Below are 14,206 nucleotides of genomic sequence, written 5' to 3'. Positions count from 1 at the left end.
ACTTTAAAGTGATGGACTCAATTCAACAGACGCACCGGCTCCCCGGCTGCCCATCCCTGAATATCCCCGATCATCTGCCGGAAGAACTGCTCGTAATTCTGCCGACTGACATAGCCCACATGGGGCGTGGCGAGGACATTGTCCAGCGTGCGAAACGGGTGCAGGGCCGGCAAAGGCTCTTGCTCGAACACGTCCAGCGCTGCCCCGGCAATGCGCCGTTTCTGTAGCGCCTTGATCAACGCCGCTTCATCGACGATCGGCCCGCGAGCAGTGTTAACCAGCAGCGCGCTCGGTTTCATCCACTCCAGCGCTTGCGCATCAACCAGACCGCGACTGCGTTCGCTGAGCACCAGATGCACCGACAGCACGTCGGCCTGCTCGAACAATTGCTGCTTGCTGACGTACGTCACGCCGGCCTGTTCAGCGCGTTCGGCCGTGAGGTTTTCGCTCCAGGCAATCACCCGCATGCCGAACACCTGACCGAATTGCGCGACCCGCTGGCCGATGCTGCCCAAACCGAGAATACCCAGGGTCTTGCCGTGCAGATCCCCGCCGAGGCCCTGTTGCCAATGGCCGGCGCGCAGGGCATTGGCTTCCTTCACCAGATCACGGGTGGCCGCCATGATCAGCGCCCAGGTCAGTTCCGGCGCGGCGTGTTTGTAGCTGTCAGTGCCGCAGACCTTGATGCCCAGCGCTGCAGCGGCCGGCATGTCCAGCGCGGCATTGCGCATGCCGCCGGTGACCAGCAACTTCAGATTGGGCAAGCGCCCGAGCAAGTCGGCGTCGAAGCGCGTGCGTTCGCGCATGACGCAGATCACCTCGTACTGGCCGAGGCGCTCGGCCAGTGCCGCGTTGTCGGCCGGGTAATCATGCACAAAGGTCACTTCACCGATGCTCTCCAGCACGGACCAGTCGACCACGTCGCGTGCCACGTCCTGCCAGTCATCGATCACTGCAATCTGCACCGTCATCGGCTTGCCTCATCATGGAGCGGAAGGAGTCTTGCCCAGCCAGCCGAGCAGCGCCTGATGGAATTTTTCCGGTTCCTCCATTTGTGGCGCATGACCCATGCCCGGAAATTCGATCAGCGTCGACTGCGGAATCAGCTTGGCGACCTGTTTGCCGAGCACCTCGTAGTGGCCGATTTTCGCTTTCACTTCCGGCGGTGCGAGGTCCTTGCCGATGGCGGTGGTGTCTGAGGTGCCGATCAGCAACAGGGTCGGCATCTTCAGGTCCTTGAACTCGTAGTACACCGGCTGGGTGAAGATCATGTCGTAGATCAGCGCCGAGTTCCACGCGACCTGGGTCTTGCCCGGACCTTTGCTCAGGCCGGCGAGCATGTCGACCCAACGATCGAATTCCGGCTTCCAGCGGCCGTCGTAATAAGTGGTGCGCTCATAGTCGCGAATGCCCTTGGCCGTGACTTTCAACTCACGCTGATACCACTGATCGACGGTGCGATAGGGAACGCCGAGGGCTTTCCAGTCTTCCAGACCGATCGGGTTGACCATCGCCAATTGATCGACCTGCTCCGGGAACAGCAGCGCATAACGGGTGGCGAGCATGCCGCCGGTGGAGTGGCCGAGCACAGTGGCTTTCTGAATGCCCAACGCCTTGAGCAATTGCTGGGTGTTGGTCGCCAGTTGCTGGAAGCTGTACTGATAGTGCTCAGGTTTGCTGGATGTACAGAAGCCGATCTGATCCGGCGCAATCACGCGGTAGCCGGCATCGCTCAGGGCTTTGATCGAACTGTCCCAGGTCGCTGCGCAGAAATTCTTGCCGTGCATCAGCACCACGGTGCGGCCGTTGGCCTTGCCATTGGCGGCGACGTCCATGTAACCCATTTGCAGTTTCTGACCCTGGGATTCGAAGACGAAATGTTTAAGCGTGTAGGGATATTGGAAACCCTGCAGCTCCGGGCCGTAGGCAGGCCCTTCGACGGGGGCGGTTTCAGTGGCCGCTTGCGCCATTAACGGCAAGGCAGCGCTGAGGACGAGGCCGGGCAGCCAGCGGGAAAGCGTGACGGACATAAGCACAAACTCCTTGAAAATTGGCCGACTCTGGAAGGTCGGGATTACGCCGACGTTAAACAAAGGCAATCACACTGAGGGTTGGTTCAACCGAGCCAGCCTAGGGTCAGCAAGGCCAGCACGCCATAGCGCGCGCCTTTGGCCAGGGTGACGATCAACAGAAAGCGCCCGAGCGGTTCGCGCATGACGCCTGCTATCAAGGTCAGCGGATCGCCGATCACCGGCAGCCAACTGAGCAGCAGCGACCAATGCCCATAGCGCTCATAGTGCTTGCGCGCCTTGGCCATATGCTTTGGGCTGACCGGGAACCAGCGTCGATCCTGAAAGCGCTCGATGCCACGGCCCAGCCACCAGTTGACCAGCGAACCGAGCACGTTGCCCAGCGTCGCTACCGCGAGCAAACCCCACAGCCAGTAACGCTCGCTGACGATCAGGCCGACCAGCAGCGCCTCGGACTGCAACGGCAACAATGTCGCCGCGCCAAACGCAGCAAAGAACAGGCCGAAGTAGGCTGCCCCCATCAACGGGCCGGGTAGTCCGCCACTACCACGTCAGCGCCGTCCTTCTTCAGGCCGATCACTTGGTACGCATCGCTCATGCCGTCCATTTCCATGCCCGGCGAGCCCATTGGCATGCCCGGTGCAGCCACACCCAGCAGATCGTCGCGCTTGCTCAACGCAAGCACCTGATCGGCCGGCACATGGCCTTCGACGAATTTGCCATTGATGATCGCCGTGTGGCAGGACGCCAGACGCGGTGGTACGCCGTGCTGCTGTTTAAAGCTGCTCATGTCGCTTTCGACGTGATCTTCGACTTTGAAGCCATTGGCTTCGAGATGGCTGATCCACTTTTTGCAGCAGCCGCAATTGGCATCGCGGTGCACTTCGATCGGGATCAGCTCGGCGGCTTGCGCCAGGGAGGAGATGAACAGGGCGCTCAGGGTGAGCAGACGCAGTTGGCTTCGCATGGGAATGGGCTCTCGACTCGGTGAAGGTCAGCAAGAACGCATTTTGACCGGTTTTTCCATCCCGGCATCAACTGAGTGTTTCCAGTTGCTACAAGACAGCCGAACCAATGTGGGAGCGAGCCTGCTCGCGAATGCGGTCGACCAGCCGCAGAAACAGTGACTGAAAAATCGCTTTCGCGAGCAGGCTCGCTCCCACAGGGGACTGGCGTAAAGGCCAAAACCCCGTGGTCGCGGTTGGCTTAACTGACCTTGAACCGCCCCATGATCGCGCTCACGCGGCTGTTGGCTTCGAGCAACTGGCGGGTATTTAGCTCGCTGGCGTGGCCGCTCTGCACCAGTTCATCGACCATGTGGCGAATCTGCACCATGCTGCGGTTGATCTCTTCGGTGACCGCGCTTTGTTGTTCGGCGGCGGTGGCGATCTGCGTGCTGAGGCTGTTGATGTGGCTGACCGAACCGGCCATTTCGTCCAGCCCCGAGTTGACTCGGGCGGTGGCGTCAGCGGCGGACTGGCAACTGGCCTGGGTGTTTTCCATGGCGCTGACCGACGAACTCACGCCTTGGGTCAGACGGGTCAACATTTCGTTGATTTCCGAAGTGCTGGCCTGAGTGCGGGCGGCGAGGGCGCGGACTTCATCCGCCACCACCGCAAAGCCGCGCCCCTGTTCACCGGCCCGGGCCGCTTCAATCGCGGCGTTGAGGGCGAGCAGGTTGGTCTGCCCGGCAATCGCGCCGATGACGCCGAGGATTTCGGTGATGCGCTGTGCGTCCTGCTGCATGTTTTCAACTTTGTGTGTAGCGCTGGCCACTTCGTCGATCAGCGCGACCACGCTGTTGGTCGCTTCCCCGACGACAACGCGCGAGCGGTCTGCGTTCTCATTGGCACGCTGGGTGAACGCAGCGGTTTCAGCGGCGTTTTGCGCGACGCTTTCAGCAGTCGAGCTCATTTCGTTGATGGCGGTGACGGTCTGATCGGTTTCCGAAGCGTGACGCAGCAGAATCTGGCCGGTATGTGCCGAGGTGCGCTGCAGGTTGTCGAGGCTGGAAGCCATGGCGCCGGTGGCCTGGGTGACTTCGCCGATCATGTTCTGCAAATAGACGATGAAGGTGTTGACCGAATGGCCGATGGCGCCCAGTTCGTCCTCAGCGCGAATGGTGATGCGACGGGTCAGGTCGGCGTCACCGCTGGACAGTGAATCGATGTTGGCTTTCAGAGCCTTCATGCGCTGTACCAGTTTGCGAATCGCGTAAACCTGCAACAGCACCAGCAGGATCACCAGCGGAATCTGGATCAGGCTGAGACTGTTGAGCACATCGTCACGCTGGGCGGTGAGCATCTTGGTCGGCAGGGCAGTGGCGAGGAACCACGGTGTGCCCTCGATAGGGCGCATGAAGAAGGTGGCGTCTTCACCGTTGTTGTCGAACTCGACGCGTTGCGCTTTATCGCGGTTCTGCAGGCCGTTCTTGATCTGATTGATGAAGGTCGAGCTGGCCGCCAGTTCGCTGATGTTCTTCAACACGATCGGGCCGCTGATGCGCGAGCTGTTACTGATGATCTTGCCGTCAGCCTCGACGATGAGCATTTCGGCGTTAAGGTCTTTTTCCTTGCGCGCTACCAAATCGTTGAAGAAGCCCAGGGTCACGTCGATGGTCGAAACACCCCAGGCACTGCCGTTCTTGTAGATCGCCATGGCGCAGTTGGTGCGCGGCTCGGCACTGGCGTCGTCCTTATAGGCAGCGGCCCACGCGCACTGGCCGCGCGGGGTGGCCATGCCGCCCTTGTGCCAGCTCTGGTCGTAGTAGTTCGGTGCGGCGTCGCTGTTCCAGAAGGTATTGACCTTGAGCTGACCCGAGGCATCGCGGTGCCAGAAGGTGCTGAACTTGTTGCGCCCGGCTTCGCGCTGGCCCGGCAACGGCCAGATACCGCCGCCAAAGACTTTCAGTTCGCCGTACTGATCCACCAGTCCTGGCAGCACCACGTCGATGGCGGCGCTGTCGAGCAGGGGGATGGTCTGGGTGATGCTGCGTTGCTGCGCCTGCACCTTGTTCAGTTCGCCCTGAATCTGCACGGCGACTTCGGCGATGCGGTTGAGCACGACCTTCTCTTCGGTATCGCGCAGGGTCGGTGCGACCAGTTGGCTGATGCCGACCACGGTCAGCACGGACAACAACAGGATGAACAGAATCAGAAACAGCGTGTAGCGAGCCTGAATAGTGCGCAGTGCGGGCATGGAACTGATCCTTGAGCGGCTTTTTGTTGGAGGGCAGGAATAAAACAGGGCGGGTATCACAGCGTATCGTCGTTACGGGCGGAAGCTTTAGGTACTTGCGTGCCGAAAGAACTCAGGGCGATGACCGGTTGGTATCGGGATTGGTACATCCCCCGCAATCGCCACAGTTGTTACATCCTGATGACGGCTCTGAAGCAATGTTTGCGGGCCTTAAGCTCAGTGTCATGAATGTACGAGATTTGTAAAAAAGCGCACAAAAGGGTTGGTTGGATCAGGCGAAGCGGCCGATACTCGCGCCCATTCAATTGGTTGGAACAAGGACATTTCATGCTCATTGCACAAGGAATCCTCGCATGACGATCGGCTATACCGGCGCCTGGGAAAGCAAGGCGGGCGTAATGGTCCGTGATACCGGCGCGAAAAAGCAGGTTTCGCAGAGCGTCAAGGTGCAGCAGATGCTGACCCTGGTCGGCAACGATCCGAATGCGCTTAACGTCGCGGAGATGGACAAACAGGGTTTGCGCAAGCAGATCAAGGGCTTTGATCCAGCCAACGTCTCCGTAAAGCAGTTGGGCAACCTCAGCGAATTCCTGCGCGGGCGCGGCCTGATTTCCGAGATCACCTCAATCACCTTGCTCAATGCCGGCGACAAATTCGACCGCTTCGGTGTGCAGAAAGACCCCGACGCCAAGTTCAACGCGCTGGAATATTTCGCCACGCAGCTCGATGCCATCCAGACCAACAGTCTCAATGGCAATTACTACGGCAAGAGCCTGATCCCCGAATTCAAGAAAGCCATTTACGTCCTGCAGAATCTCAAGACCTATGGTGAAGGCAATGCGGCAGTTCCGTCCGACAAAGGCCTGACAGCCAAGGCCTGACATCGGCTGGTGAAGCCCGCTCATCCGTGTGCGGGCTCGGGCTGTTTACACCGCAGCCATGGCTCGCCCGGTGGTTTGACGTTGTGCCTGGTCGTGTAACTGCTGCATGTGCGGGCAATGCAATGTCAGCTTGCGCGTGCGGTAACCGCGATGAAACAACGTCAGCCAGCCTCCTCGATTGTCTTGCGCAGGCGCCAGACCGGTGAAAGCAAAACCGATGGCGTTAAGACTGTGCAGATCCACGGCAAACTGTCGAGACAGCTGCAAACGAATCGAAATCAGCCAATGCCCGGGCAGCGTTCGCAACTGATCGAGCAGTTCCGGTTCGAGTTTTTCCACGAGCATTTCATGGCGATTGCCGTGTTGTTCAACTTGAACCGAGGGCCCGCGCCAGCATGCTGCGCTGGGCGAACAGCCAAACGCCGCCGTCATACGCTCCATGAACGCACGGTAGCGGGTTGGCCACGGCTGCTCCGGCAGCGGACGCTGATAGCCGTCTATGGCGCGGACACCCAAGACGATCGACTCCGGTGTTTTGCCGCCAAAGGGTGAGCGGACATAGTCCGGCAACAGTCCGGTGTTATGAAAACCGAGACCGATAGCCATGCGTTGGGTATAGGGGTGGTGGGTGACCTGTTTGATCGAAACGCTGCGACAACCCAACGCCTGTGCATGAGTCAGCAGTTGCGCGCCCAGGCGCGTGGCAATGTTCTTTCCGCGGGTATCGGGATGTACGACGCTCAAGGCCAGTTCGGCATCGTGCGAGCTTTCGCTCTGCCGATACAAAGTGGCATGGCCAAGAATCCGTTCACCCTCGACCGCAACCAGTGAGTGCCAGCGCTTGGCTGCGTGGTTCTGATTGATCAGGCAGGGCAGGTAGACGTCGCTTTGCACGTAATGATCGCCATAGACCTCGCGAAACAGCTGGCTGACTGCCGTGGCGTCGGTGTCACGGTAATTGCGCAGGATCAACGCTTCCATCACGCACCTCCCTGTCATGTCGGTCGTAGCAGCGTAAATCGACGATCCGCAGGCTTTTCCCTGCGCGAGGATGGCGCGCAAGGTCCTCGAAGCGGCAGCTCTGTATACGCAGCTGCAATAACCCGGCGCCTCGCAGTTGTGGTATCTGCGGATACAGTTCGATCAAGCGGGCCTCGAGTCTGTCCTTGATGCGGGTCGATCCTTCGTTGACTACGTATTTCACCGTCAACAGATCCCTGCCGTCGTCGTGTTCGATCAATAACTGCCAATCGTTGCTGCCAGTGATGCTCCGTACGCTTTCGCTGATTTCATCGGTCATCAGCGACAGAATGCCGACCCGCACACGCTGGCTGCTGCCGCTGCGCCCGCGCAGGGCGAATTTGCGTTGCGCAGTGCCCGACGGCTCTCGCCAGCACGCAAGATCTCCGACGGGATAGCGGATCAACGGCATCAAGCGGCGATGCAGATTGGTCAATACGAGCAGACCGGTTTGATCGCAGGCCTCGATCGTTGCGCCGCTGTGCTGATCGACAATCTCCAGCAGCACGTGGCCGTCAGGTGTGCGATGTTCTCCTTCGATGCAGTCACGATGACTGGCACCAATGAATCCGCCATCGACACTGGCGTAGCCGATCGAGGCAATGCGCGCGTTGGGCAGCACTTGCTCAAGGAGCTGGCGTTGTGAGGCAAACAGACTCTCCCCGCCATAAAGCACGGTATCAACCAAGGGCAGCGCAAGGCCGCGGTGTTGGAGCCAACTGGCGAAGGTCAAAAGTTGCGCAGGCAAGCCAGCCAACACGTTGATCCGGTGTTGCACGATGGCATCGGCCAGCATTGGCGGGTCGACTTCGCCGGTAAACGGAAACTCGGTAATAGCCGTTTCCACATGGGCCAGTGAATCGTGGATAAACAGGAAACTGGCGTAGAGGTCGCCAGCGAAGAACAGATTGGCGACACGGTCGCCGGAGCTGAATTGCTCGCTCAGACTGCGACCGAAAGCTTCCACTGTGCGTTGCCATTCCGTGCGGGCATATACGGAGAGCCTGCCGCCGCCGGTTGAGCCACCAGTCTTGAAGACCAAGGCGTGGGCAATCGGGGCGGTCAGAACCGGCCATTGCGCCAGATCCGCGCTGTCTTTCCAGAAGTCTGCCGGATCAAGTAGTGGCAGTTCGCACAGCGAGCTTATTGCCTCGGGAATATCGGCGAGGCTGTTCCTGTAGAAGGGCGAATGCTTGCGGGCAAAACCCATCAATTCGCTAATCGGGTCGGTTGTTTTCACGGTGTATTCTTCTTGATTCGAATGAGCCAGCTCACGGCAAGCGTCAGCGGCGGGCGTCAATGACCAGCGGCGTCTTGCCGCTGTGTTTGTTTTGAACGAAGTGCTCGGGCGGGCATTGTTCGATCTGCAGCACCAGCAATCCGCTGTCGATGACGGTCGTCAGGGTCAGGTAATCGGCGAGACGGTGTTTAGCGATGTCGGCTGCAAGTTCACAGTGCAGTTGCATGCGCTCCACGCCCTCGGCGCTGTGGTCCAGCTGCAACTGAAACGGCACTTGCAGCCGCGACGCCAATTCGCTCAGGGAGATGAAGTCAGTGCCGATGCGCAACAGCTTGCCGTGGCGTTGCAACAGCTCGAAGCGTGGCGACGTCAGCCCGCAGGCGCAGACGCCCGGCAGCCAGCGCCCGGTGTCGCCAATCTCATAACGCTGCACGCGCTGGCCCCCTTCACGGGCGAGCGAGGTGACCAGCAGCCGACCGACTTGATCCTCGACCACCGGCACATCCTCATCGAACGCGACGATTTCCAAGTGCTGGATCACGTTCATCAGATGGAAAACCCCATCCGCCGAAGCCCTGCAGGCATGGCCTAGCGGGCCGGCATCGACGCTGCCGTAGATCGCCGAGCGAATGCTCGACACGCCACAACTGCGCAGCAATGCACGGTTCTGCTCGCTCAGGTGCTCGCCACCCAGAAAGACTTTTTCAACCCCGCCATAAGCGCGCAGCCGCTGCTGCTCATTCAAAAACAGGCGATGCACTGTGGCGGGCATTCCCACCAGCACGTTGACCCGTTGGTCGATGATCAATTGAGCAATCTCCCGATAATTGTCATCAGCGGGGGCGGCCATGGGCAGGTGCGTCACCTCAAGCAATTCCAGCGCTTTGCTGAAGCTGAGAAAACCGCCGTACAGCCCGCCACAGAAGAACAGGTTCATGACCCGATCCCGCGCCGGATCAAGACCAGCGGCGAACAGACCGTCAGCGGTTGCGCGCATCTGTCGATCGAAATCGCGATAGCTGTAGCCGGCCAGAGCAGGGGTGCCGCTGCTGCCTCCGGAGCGGAAATACAACTGCGCCTGATCGTTGATGGGCTGGGCGACGAACGCCTCTTTGTTCATGATCGCAGCGCACGACTTCGCCGCGAGTGGCGGTGAATCGAGACTGGCCTGATTCGGCAGTTGCGTGGCCGCCAGACTCACCGATACCCGCCGACTCAAGCGTTGCAGCGCATAGACGCCATCATGGGGTTCGCCTGCGTAACCGTCGTGAATGCTGCCGATCGGTGCAATACGCGTGACACCGGCAGCGATCAACGCATGGGTAAGCTCGGCAATGCGCGGTTGCGCACACATCAGCGCGCAGCTTTGCAGGACGTTGCGCCACGGCAGCAGGGTGGCTGTCAGCAGTGCCTGCGGCAGCGGGTGCAGCAGTACGCTGCGAAACAGCGGTGAAGGCGCGAGTTGCCGATCATGGCTCCATATCACCCGCCAGCCCGGGGCGCTCCACACTTGCCCGGTATGACCGGCGAAACTCTGGCCGAGGCGGGCCATCTGCGTGTGCGTGGTAATTTGCGAGGCTTCCTGAATTGTCGGTACCAGAGCCGGCCATTGCGTGGCGCGTCGTTGCAGGGCCTGCGCCAAGCGTTCACCGATATCGCGCAAAACCTGCGGATCATCGCTGTCCACCAGCAGCCATTGCGGGCTGGAGCAGGCCTGCTGATCCAGTCGGCAGACTTCGTCGGCGACGGCATCAAGCGCCTCCGGCGTAGACGATTCCGGGGTGAGATAGACGAAGCTGATGCGGTGCCCCCAATCGATCCAGCGACAACCCGGCACCAACTGTTGCCGAATCGCTTGCAGGGCCGCTTCGCCACCCCACGCTGCAACCCCGTTGGCGGGTTTACACAGCTTGCCGATCTGCTCGGTGCTCGCTGGAATCACCGCCACATGTCCGGCCAGTTGTCCGCTGGCATCGCAGTCGACCAACGCGCGCAGCAGTTGCGCCGTCAGGCCTTGATCGCTGCGGCTGGGGCGCAACCAGTTGACGTTGCCGGCGAGCAGACTTTCCACCACCGCGCAAAAGGCCAGCAGCGGCGCGTTGGCCGGAGTGATGTGCACCACCAGCCCGAGTGGGCGCCAGGCTTCGAAGCGTGGCTGGCGATAATCGAAACGACGCAGGCAATCGGCTTCGGCGCCCAACTCACGCTGGCGTTTGTAGGCTAGCGCTTCGGGTTGGCAGAAATCGATCAGGGCCTGCCGCTGCTCGTTGTCGAGGGGCAGATCCGTGTGCGCGTCATGCAGCTGCCGGGCAAATCCCGCGACTGCGTCGATGACTGTGCGGCTGTCGAGCGCCCTCGCCAAGTGTTGCGGCAACGCCTGTTGCAGGTCTTGCAATGCTTGGTCGAGGTTATAAGCGTGGTGCAGTTGTCCATTGATCAAATACATATCAGTGACTTCCCAGTAATTCGGCGGCGGCCATTGCGCAGCTTCTGCCCGCTGTGGTCCCGGCGCGGCCGTGCAGTTCGAACCAGTCGCTGGTCAGCCCGCAGCCGCAACTTGCGCCCGGGTGCAGCGTGGCAAGGTCGCTCATGACCACGGCGTGGGCCGGGCTGGAGGAGATGTAAGGCGAGACGAAGCCGAGCAGGCCTTGTTGGCCAAAGGGCAGCAGGGAAAAATCCGCCGGATCGCGAATCAGCACTCGCGAATAAACCGGCACATGAAAGCGGTGACGGGCGCATTCGATGTAAGGCACGGCGTGCTCGACAGCACCGTAACCGTCGCGGCAGCGGGCCGGTTCGATGCCCAGTTGCCGATGGATATGGGCGTAAAACTGTTGTTTGGGAATTTCCTCCGCGGCCTGGGTTTTCCAGCCACCGCCAAAAAAGGCCAGCGAACCGGCGGGCAATTGCACATCCTGCACAGCGGTAGCCTGCATGCGTTGCAGGGTCTGCCAGAGAAACGCCGGGAAGCCGAAAATCCGTACCGGCAAGCCTTCTTCAGCGAATGACTGCAAGGCGGCGATCACGCCGAATACATCGAACTGATGGCCGCGACCAGTGTTACGCAAGGCGTAGACCACGCGATTGACCGGGGCAAACCGACAGAGAAACTGGTCGGTAAACGAGGTGCCCAAGGTAATGCGTCCTTCGGGTTCGTAGCTCAACAGCAGGTAGTTGCACGGACTATCGGGAGTGTCCCAGGCGTAATGGCGGAAGATCTGCGCAACCATGAACTGCGCGCGAGCCAGGCTGCGTTCGTCGTAACGCATCCGGCTTTTCTGCCCGCTGGTGCCCGACGAAGTCAGTTCCAGGGCGTCTGCGCCGGTGCTGCTCAGCAGCAGGTGTTGCTTGAAGAAACTGGCAAAGATCGGCGGCAGACGCGACCAGTCATTGAGATTGTCGAGGTCCTGCGGCGTCAGTCCATGGGCGTTTAGCCAATGGGCGTAACCCGGAGTGTGCTCGCAATGAAAGCGGCTGATTTCAGTCATCGCCCGATCAAACAGATCAGGCGCGGCTGAATCCGCACAATAGGGTTGCGTCAACGCGCACAGCGCGTCGGCATAGGGTAGGTGAGTCATCAGTGTTCCTTACTGAGGCGAGGCCACATCAGATGTGGTGGTTTGCAGGAGCCGGTAAACCATGGGCAGGCACATCAGCCCGCCGAATGCGGCCCAGAGAGCGAAGTATTCAAGACGGCTGCCGCCACCGATGGCAGCAATCAGCGAACCGCCAAGGCCCATGACGGCGATCGAAATCATGCCGGTCAGCGCCGACACCAGACCTTTGCTGTCGTCGCTGGCAAACAGTGCCAGGCGATACACCGCCGCATTGCTCATGCCCAGCCCGACGGCGTACAGCGACAGACTCGCCACCACCGGTCCAAGCCCCGCACCGAGCAATGCGCACGCGGCCAGAAACAGAAGGCCCAGACAGAACGGCCAGAGCGCCAGTTGAATCAATTGCGTCAGCGAATGAGTCTGCAGCAAGCGGTCAAGAATCAGATTGCCGGCGATGACTGCCGAGAACACCGGTATCTGCCACAGGCCATATTCCAGCGGCGGCATTTCCAGTACCCGCACCAGCAGCAATGGCGCCAGGCCTATCCAGGCGATCAGCGGCAGACTCATCAGGCCGAGCGCCAGGCTTGCGCAGAGGAAACGCGGATTGCCCAACAGCGCACCGTAGCGCCGACAAATGAGGCGCCAGGAGAAGGACACCCGGCGAGTTTGTTGACCGTCGCGGCGCTCGACGCCCACGGTTTCCGGCATCCACAGCAACAGGCCGAGCCAGACCAGCGCTGCTGTGCATCCCAGCAGCAGAAAAATTTCCCGCCAGCTCAGCCATTCCAGCAGCAGGATGCCAAGCAGCGGCCCGAGCAACGGCGATAACAACGCAACATTGCCGAGCAACGCCATCAGCCTGACGGCGTCGGCTTCGCAAAAAACCTCCTGCAATGCCGGGTAACTCACGGCGACGACGAATCCCAGCCCCATGCCCTGCAACAGACGCAACAGGTTGAACGCTTCAATGCTGTCAGTGCTGAAAGCTGCCGCGCACGACACACCGAACAGTGCACTGCCGATCAACAACAGTGGCCTGCGCCCGAATTGATCGGACAAGGGACCCAGTAGCCATTGCAGGCAGACGCCACCCAACAGATACAGATTGAATGCATGGGGAACATGCCGCGCGTCCGCTTCGAGGTCGGTAGTGACGTCCAGCATCGCTGGCATGATCACGTCGCTGGCCATGTAAGTGAGCAGTTCGAAAGCGGTCAGCGCGAGACAGAAACCGGCAACCTGCCTGGGGCCGATATTTATAAGTGTTCTCTGCATGAACATCCCTGTTTTATGAGTGGTAGGAAGTTCGCAGAGCCTAGGCGCAGCCGCACAGCAGACCTAGCCGTTTGCTGCGTCAGCAGATTTCAAAAACTTACGGCATGTTTAAAGGGCGGGCGGAACGCAAACATGTTCAGCTGGATGCCATTGCGGCAGAAACAACAATGCCCGCGACAGGGCGGGCATTGTTTGCGGTAAATCGACCGGGCGTACCGCGCTTCCAGGTTGGGCGGCGATGCAGCGAAAAATCTTCCGCGGCTGTAACATGGCACTCCGTTTGCCCCGGCACGCCCCCGTAATTCGGCAAGCGTATGGCTTGCAAACGCATACATACCAACGTTTCAGGAAACCGCAATGACCCAGAAGCAACGCTTGATTTATTCGATTCTGATCGCTCTGTCGGTACTGGCGATCATGCTGGGCCTGTCCTGGCTGCAAAACGCCGGCATGATCACCGAGAAAACTTTCCAGTACGTCGCGATCGGCGTGGCCGTGGTTGTGGTGGTGATCAATGGCGTGATGCGCCGCAAGGTCAAGCCGTAACGGCGAGCACCCGTTGCCTCATTCGTGGTTGAGGACCGCTGCAGCCTGCGGGTGCAGGCTGTAACTCTTGTCGGCGTTGAAGGTGATCACGCCTTCCGCGCACAAGCGTTTCAGCACTTCGCGCACGCTGAGAAAGGACAACGGCACGTCCAGATCGAGCAACTGGCTATGCACGCCACGGACGCCCAGGCGACGATTGCTCTGTGCGGCCACCAGCAGGGCGTCGATGACTTTCAGACGAATCAGGCTGGTGCGCAGGCCGAAACTCTTCAGTAGCACGCGAATACGCTCGTTGCCCGGACGCTCGCCGCGCTGGGTGAAATTGCCGGTGTGCGAACCCATGGAAACGCCCTGTGGCGTCTGGCTACCGTCCGATGGTAGTTGCGAGTTGTACATGCGATTACTCCTTTTCAGAGCCAGATCGGGAAAGGTTTTGTTGCGCTCTCTAAACAAGAC

12 protein-coding genes and 2 pseudogenes are annotated in these 14,206 nt (G+C 60.2%); 2 read left to right on the top strand and 12 right to left on the bottom strand.

The genetic code is table 11. From position 1 onward, the window contains the following. Positions 1-17: 17 nt before the first annotated feature. From AAEZ10_RS15105 to AAEZ10_RS27980, 6 genes and pseudogenes are all read right to left on the bottom strand, one after another. The gene (locus AAEZ10_RS15105; protein ID WP_073474567.1) at positions 18-971 is read right to left on the bottom strand and encodes a D-2-hydroxyacid dehydrogenase family protein; all 954 of its coding nucleotides are present in this window, start codon (positions 969-971) and stop codon (positions 18-20) included. Positions 972-983: 12 nt separating this feature from the next. Further along, positions 984-2,030 (bottom strand): alpha/beta fold hydrolase, encoded by a 1,047-nt coding sequence (locus AAEZ10_RS15100; RefSeq protein ID WP_071172370.1) that lies wholly within the window; start codon positions 2,028-2,030, stop codon positions 984-986. A gap of 86 nt (positions 2,031-2,116) precedes the next feature. After that, positions 2,117-2,551 carry a YqaA family protein gene (locus tag AAEZ10_RS15095; protein ID WP_071172371.1) on the bottom strand — a complete coding sequence of 145 codons (435 nt, stop codon included), beginning with the start codon at positions 2,549-2,551 and terminating at the stop codon, positions 2,117-2,119. Beyond that, entirely contained in the window at positions 2,551-2,997 is a 447-nt protein-coding gene (locus AAEZ10_RS15090) for a DUF411 domain-containing protein (RefSeq protein WP_016774649.1), read from the bottom strand. Before AAEZ10_RS15090 ends, AAEZ10_RS15095 begins: the two co-directional genes overlap by 1 nt. Before the next feature lie 239 nt (positions 2,998-3,236). Next, positions 3,237-3,764: pseudogene (locus AAEZ10_RS27985) on the bottom strand (methyl-accepting chemotaxis protein); the annotation flags it as partial. A gap of 333 nt (positions 3,765-4,097) precedes the next feature. Next, a pseudogene (locus tag AAEZ10_RS27980) lies at positions 4,098-5,228 on the bottom strand (HAMP domain-containing protein); the annotation flags it as partial. A 353-nt stretch (positions 5,229-5,581) separates the two neighbouring features. Between AAEZ10_RS27980 and AAEZ10_RS15080 the strand changes: the two are divergent. Further along, entirely contained in the window at positions 5,582-6,109 is a 528-nt protein-coding gene (locus AAEZ10_RS15080) for a hypothetical protein (protein ID WP_071172374.1), read from the top strand. Positions 6,110-6,154: 45 nt separating this feature from the next. Here AAEZ10_RS15080 and AAEZ10_RS15075 read toward each other — a convergent pair whose 3' ends face one another. The 5 genes from AAEZ10_RS15075 to AAEZ10_RS15050 are packed head-to-tail and all read right to left on the bottom strand — an operon-like array spanning position 6,155 to position 13,204. After that, a complete protein-coding gene (locus AAEZ10_RS15075) occupies positions 6,155-7,090 on the bottom strand; it encodes a GNAT family N-acetyltransferase (RefSeq protein WP_350569852.1) in 936 nt (311 codons plus the stop codon). Continuing rightward, positions 7,059-8,369 (bottom strand): phenylacetate--CoA ligase family protein, encoded by a 1,311-nt coding sequence (locus AAEZ10_RS15070; RefSeq protein ID WP_350569850.1) that lies wholly within the window; start codon positions 8,367-8,369, stop codon positions 7,059-7,061. Before AAEZ10_RS15070 ends, AAEZ10_RS15075 begins: the two co-directional genes overlap by 32 nt. A 43-nt stretch (positions 8,370-8,412) precedes the next feature. Further along, positions 8,413-10,815 (bottom strand): acyl-CoA reductase, encoded by a 2,403-nt coding sequence (locus AAEZ10_RS15065; protein WP_502947695.1) that lies wholly within the window; start codon positions 10,813-10,815, stop codon positions 8,413-8,415. Between the two features lies 1 nt (position 10,816). Next, positions 10,817-11,947 (bottom strand): LuxE/PaaK family acyltransferase, encoded by a 1,131-nt coding sequence (locus AAEZ10_RS15055; protein ID WP_350569848.1) that lies wholly within the window; start codon positions 11,945-11,947, stop codon positions 10,817-10,819. 9 nt (positions 11,948-11,956) lie between these two features. Continuing rightward, positions 11,957-13,204: an MFS transporter gene (locus AAEZ10_RS15050; RefSeq protein WP_350569846.1), complete on the bottom strand. Its 1,248-nt coding sequence runs from the start codon at positions 13,202-13,204 to the stop codon at positions 11,957-11,959. A gap of 357 nt (positions 13,205-13,561) precedes the next feature. On the opposite strand from AAEZ10_RS15050, the gene AAEZ10_RS15045 reads away from it, so the two are divergent. Next, the gene (locus AAEZ10_RS15045) at positions 13,562-13,750 is read left to right on the top strand and encodes a hypothetical protein (protein WP_016770563.1); all 189 of its coding nucleotides are present in this window, start codon (positions 13,562-13,564) and stop codon (positions 13,748-13,750) included. Between the two features lie 18 nt (positions 13,751-13,768). Here AAEZ10_RS15045 and AAEZ10_RS15040 read toward each other — a convergent pair whose 3' ends face one another. Further along, complete coding sequence (locus tag AAEZ10_RS15040; RefSeq protein WP_071172379.1) at positions 13,769-14,146, bottom strand: fe2+ zn2+ uptake regulation protein; 378 nt, start codon at positions 14,144-14,146, stop codon at positions 13,769-13,771. Positions 14,147-14,206 lie beyond the last annotated feature (60 nt).

Source organism: Pseudomonas sp. H26/SER47-MNA-CIBAN-0231, assembly GCF_040310465.1.
Lineage (GTDB): Bacteria > Pseudomonadota > Gammaproteobacteria > Pseudomonadales > Pseudomonadaceae > Aquipseudomonas > Aquipseudomonas atacamensis.
Note: the sequence above shows the minus strand (reverse complement) of the source record. Positions and strands in the feature narration are given on the sequence as shown.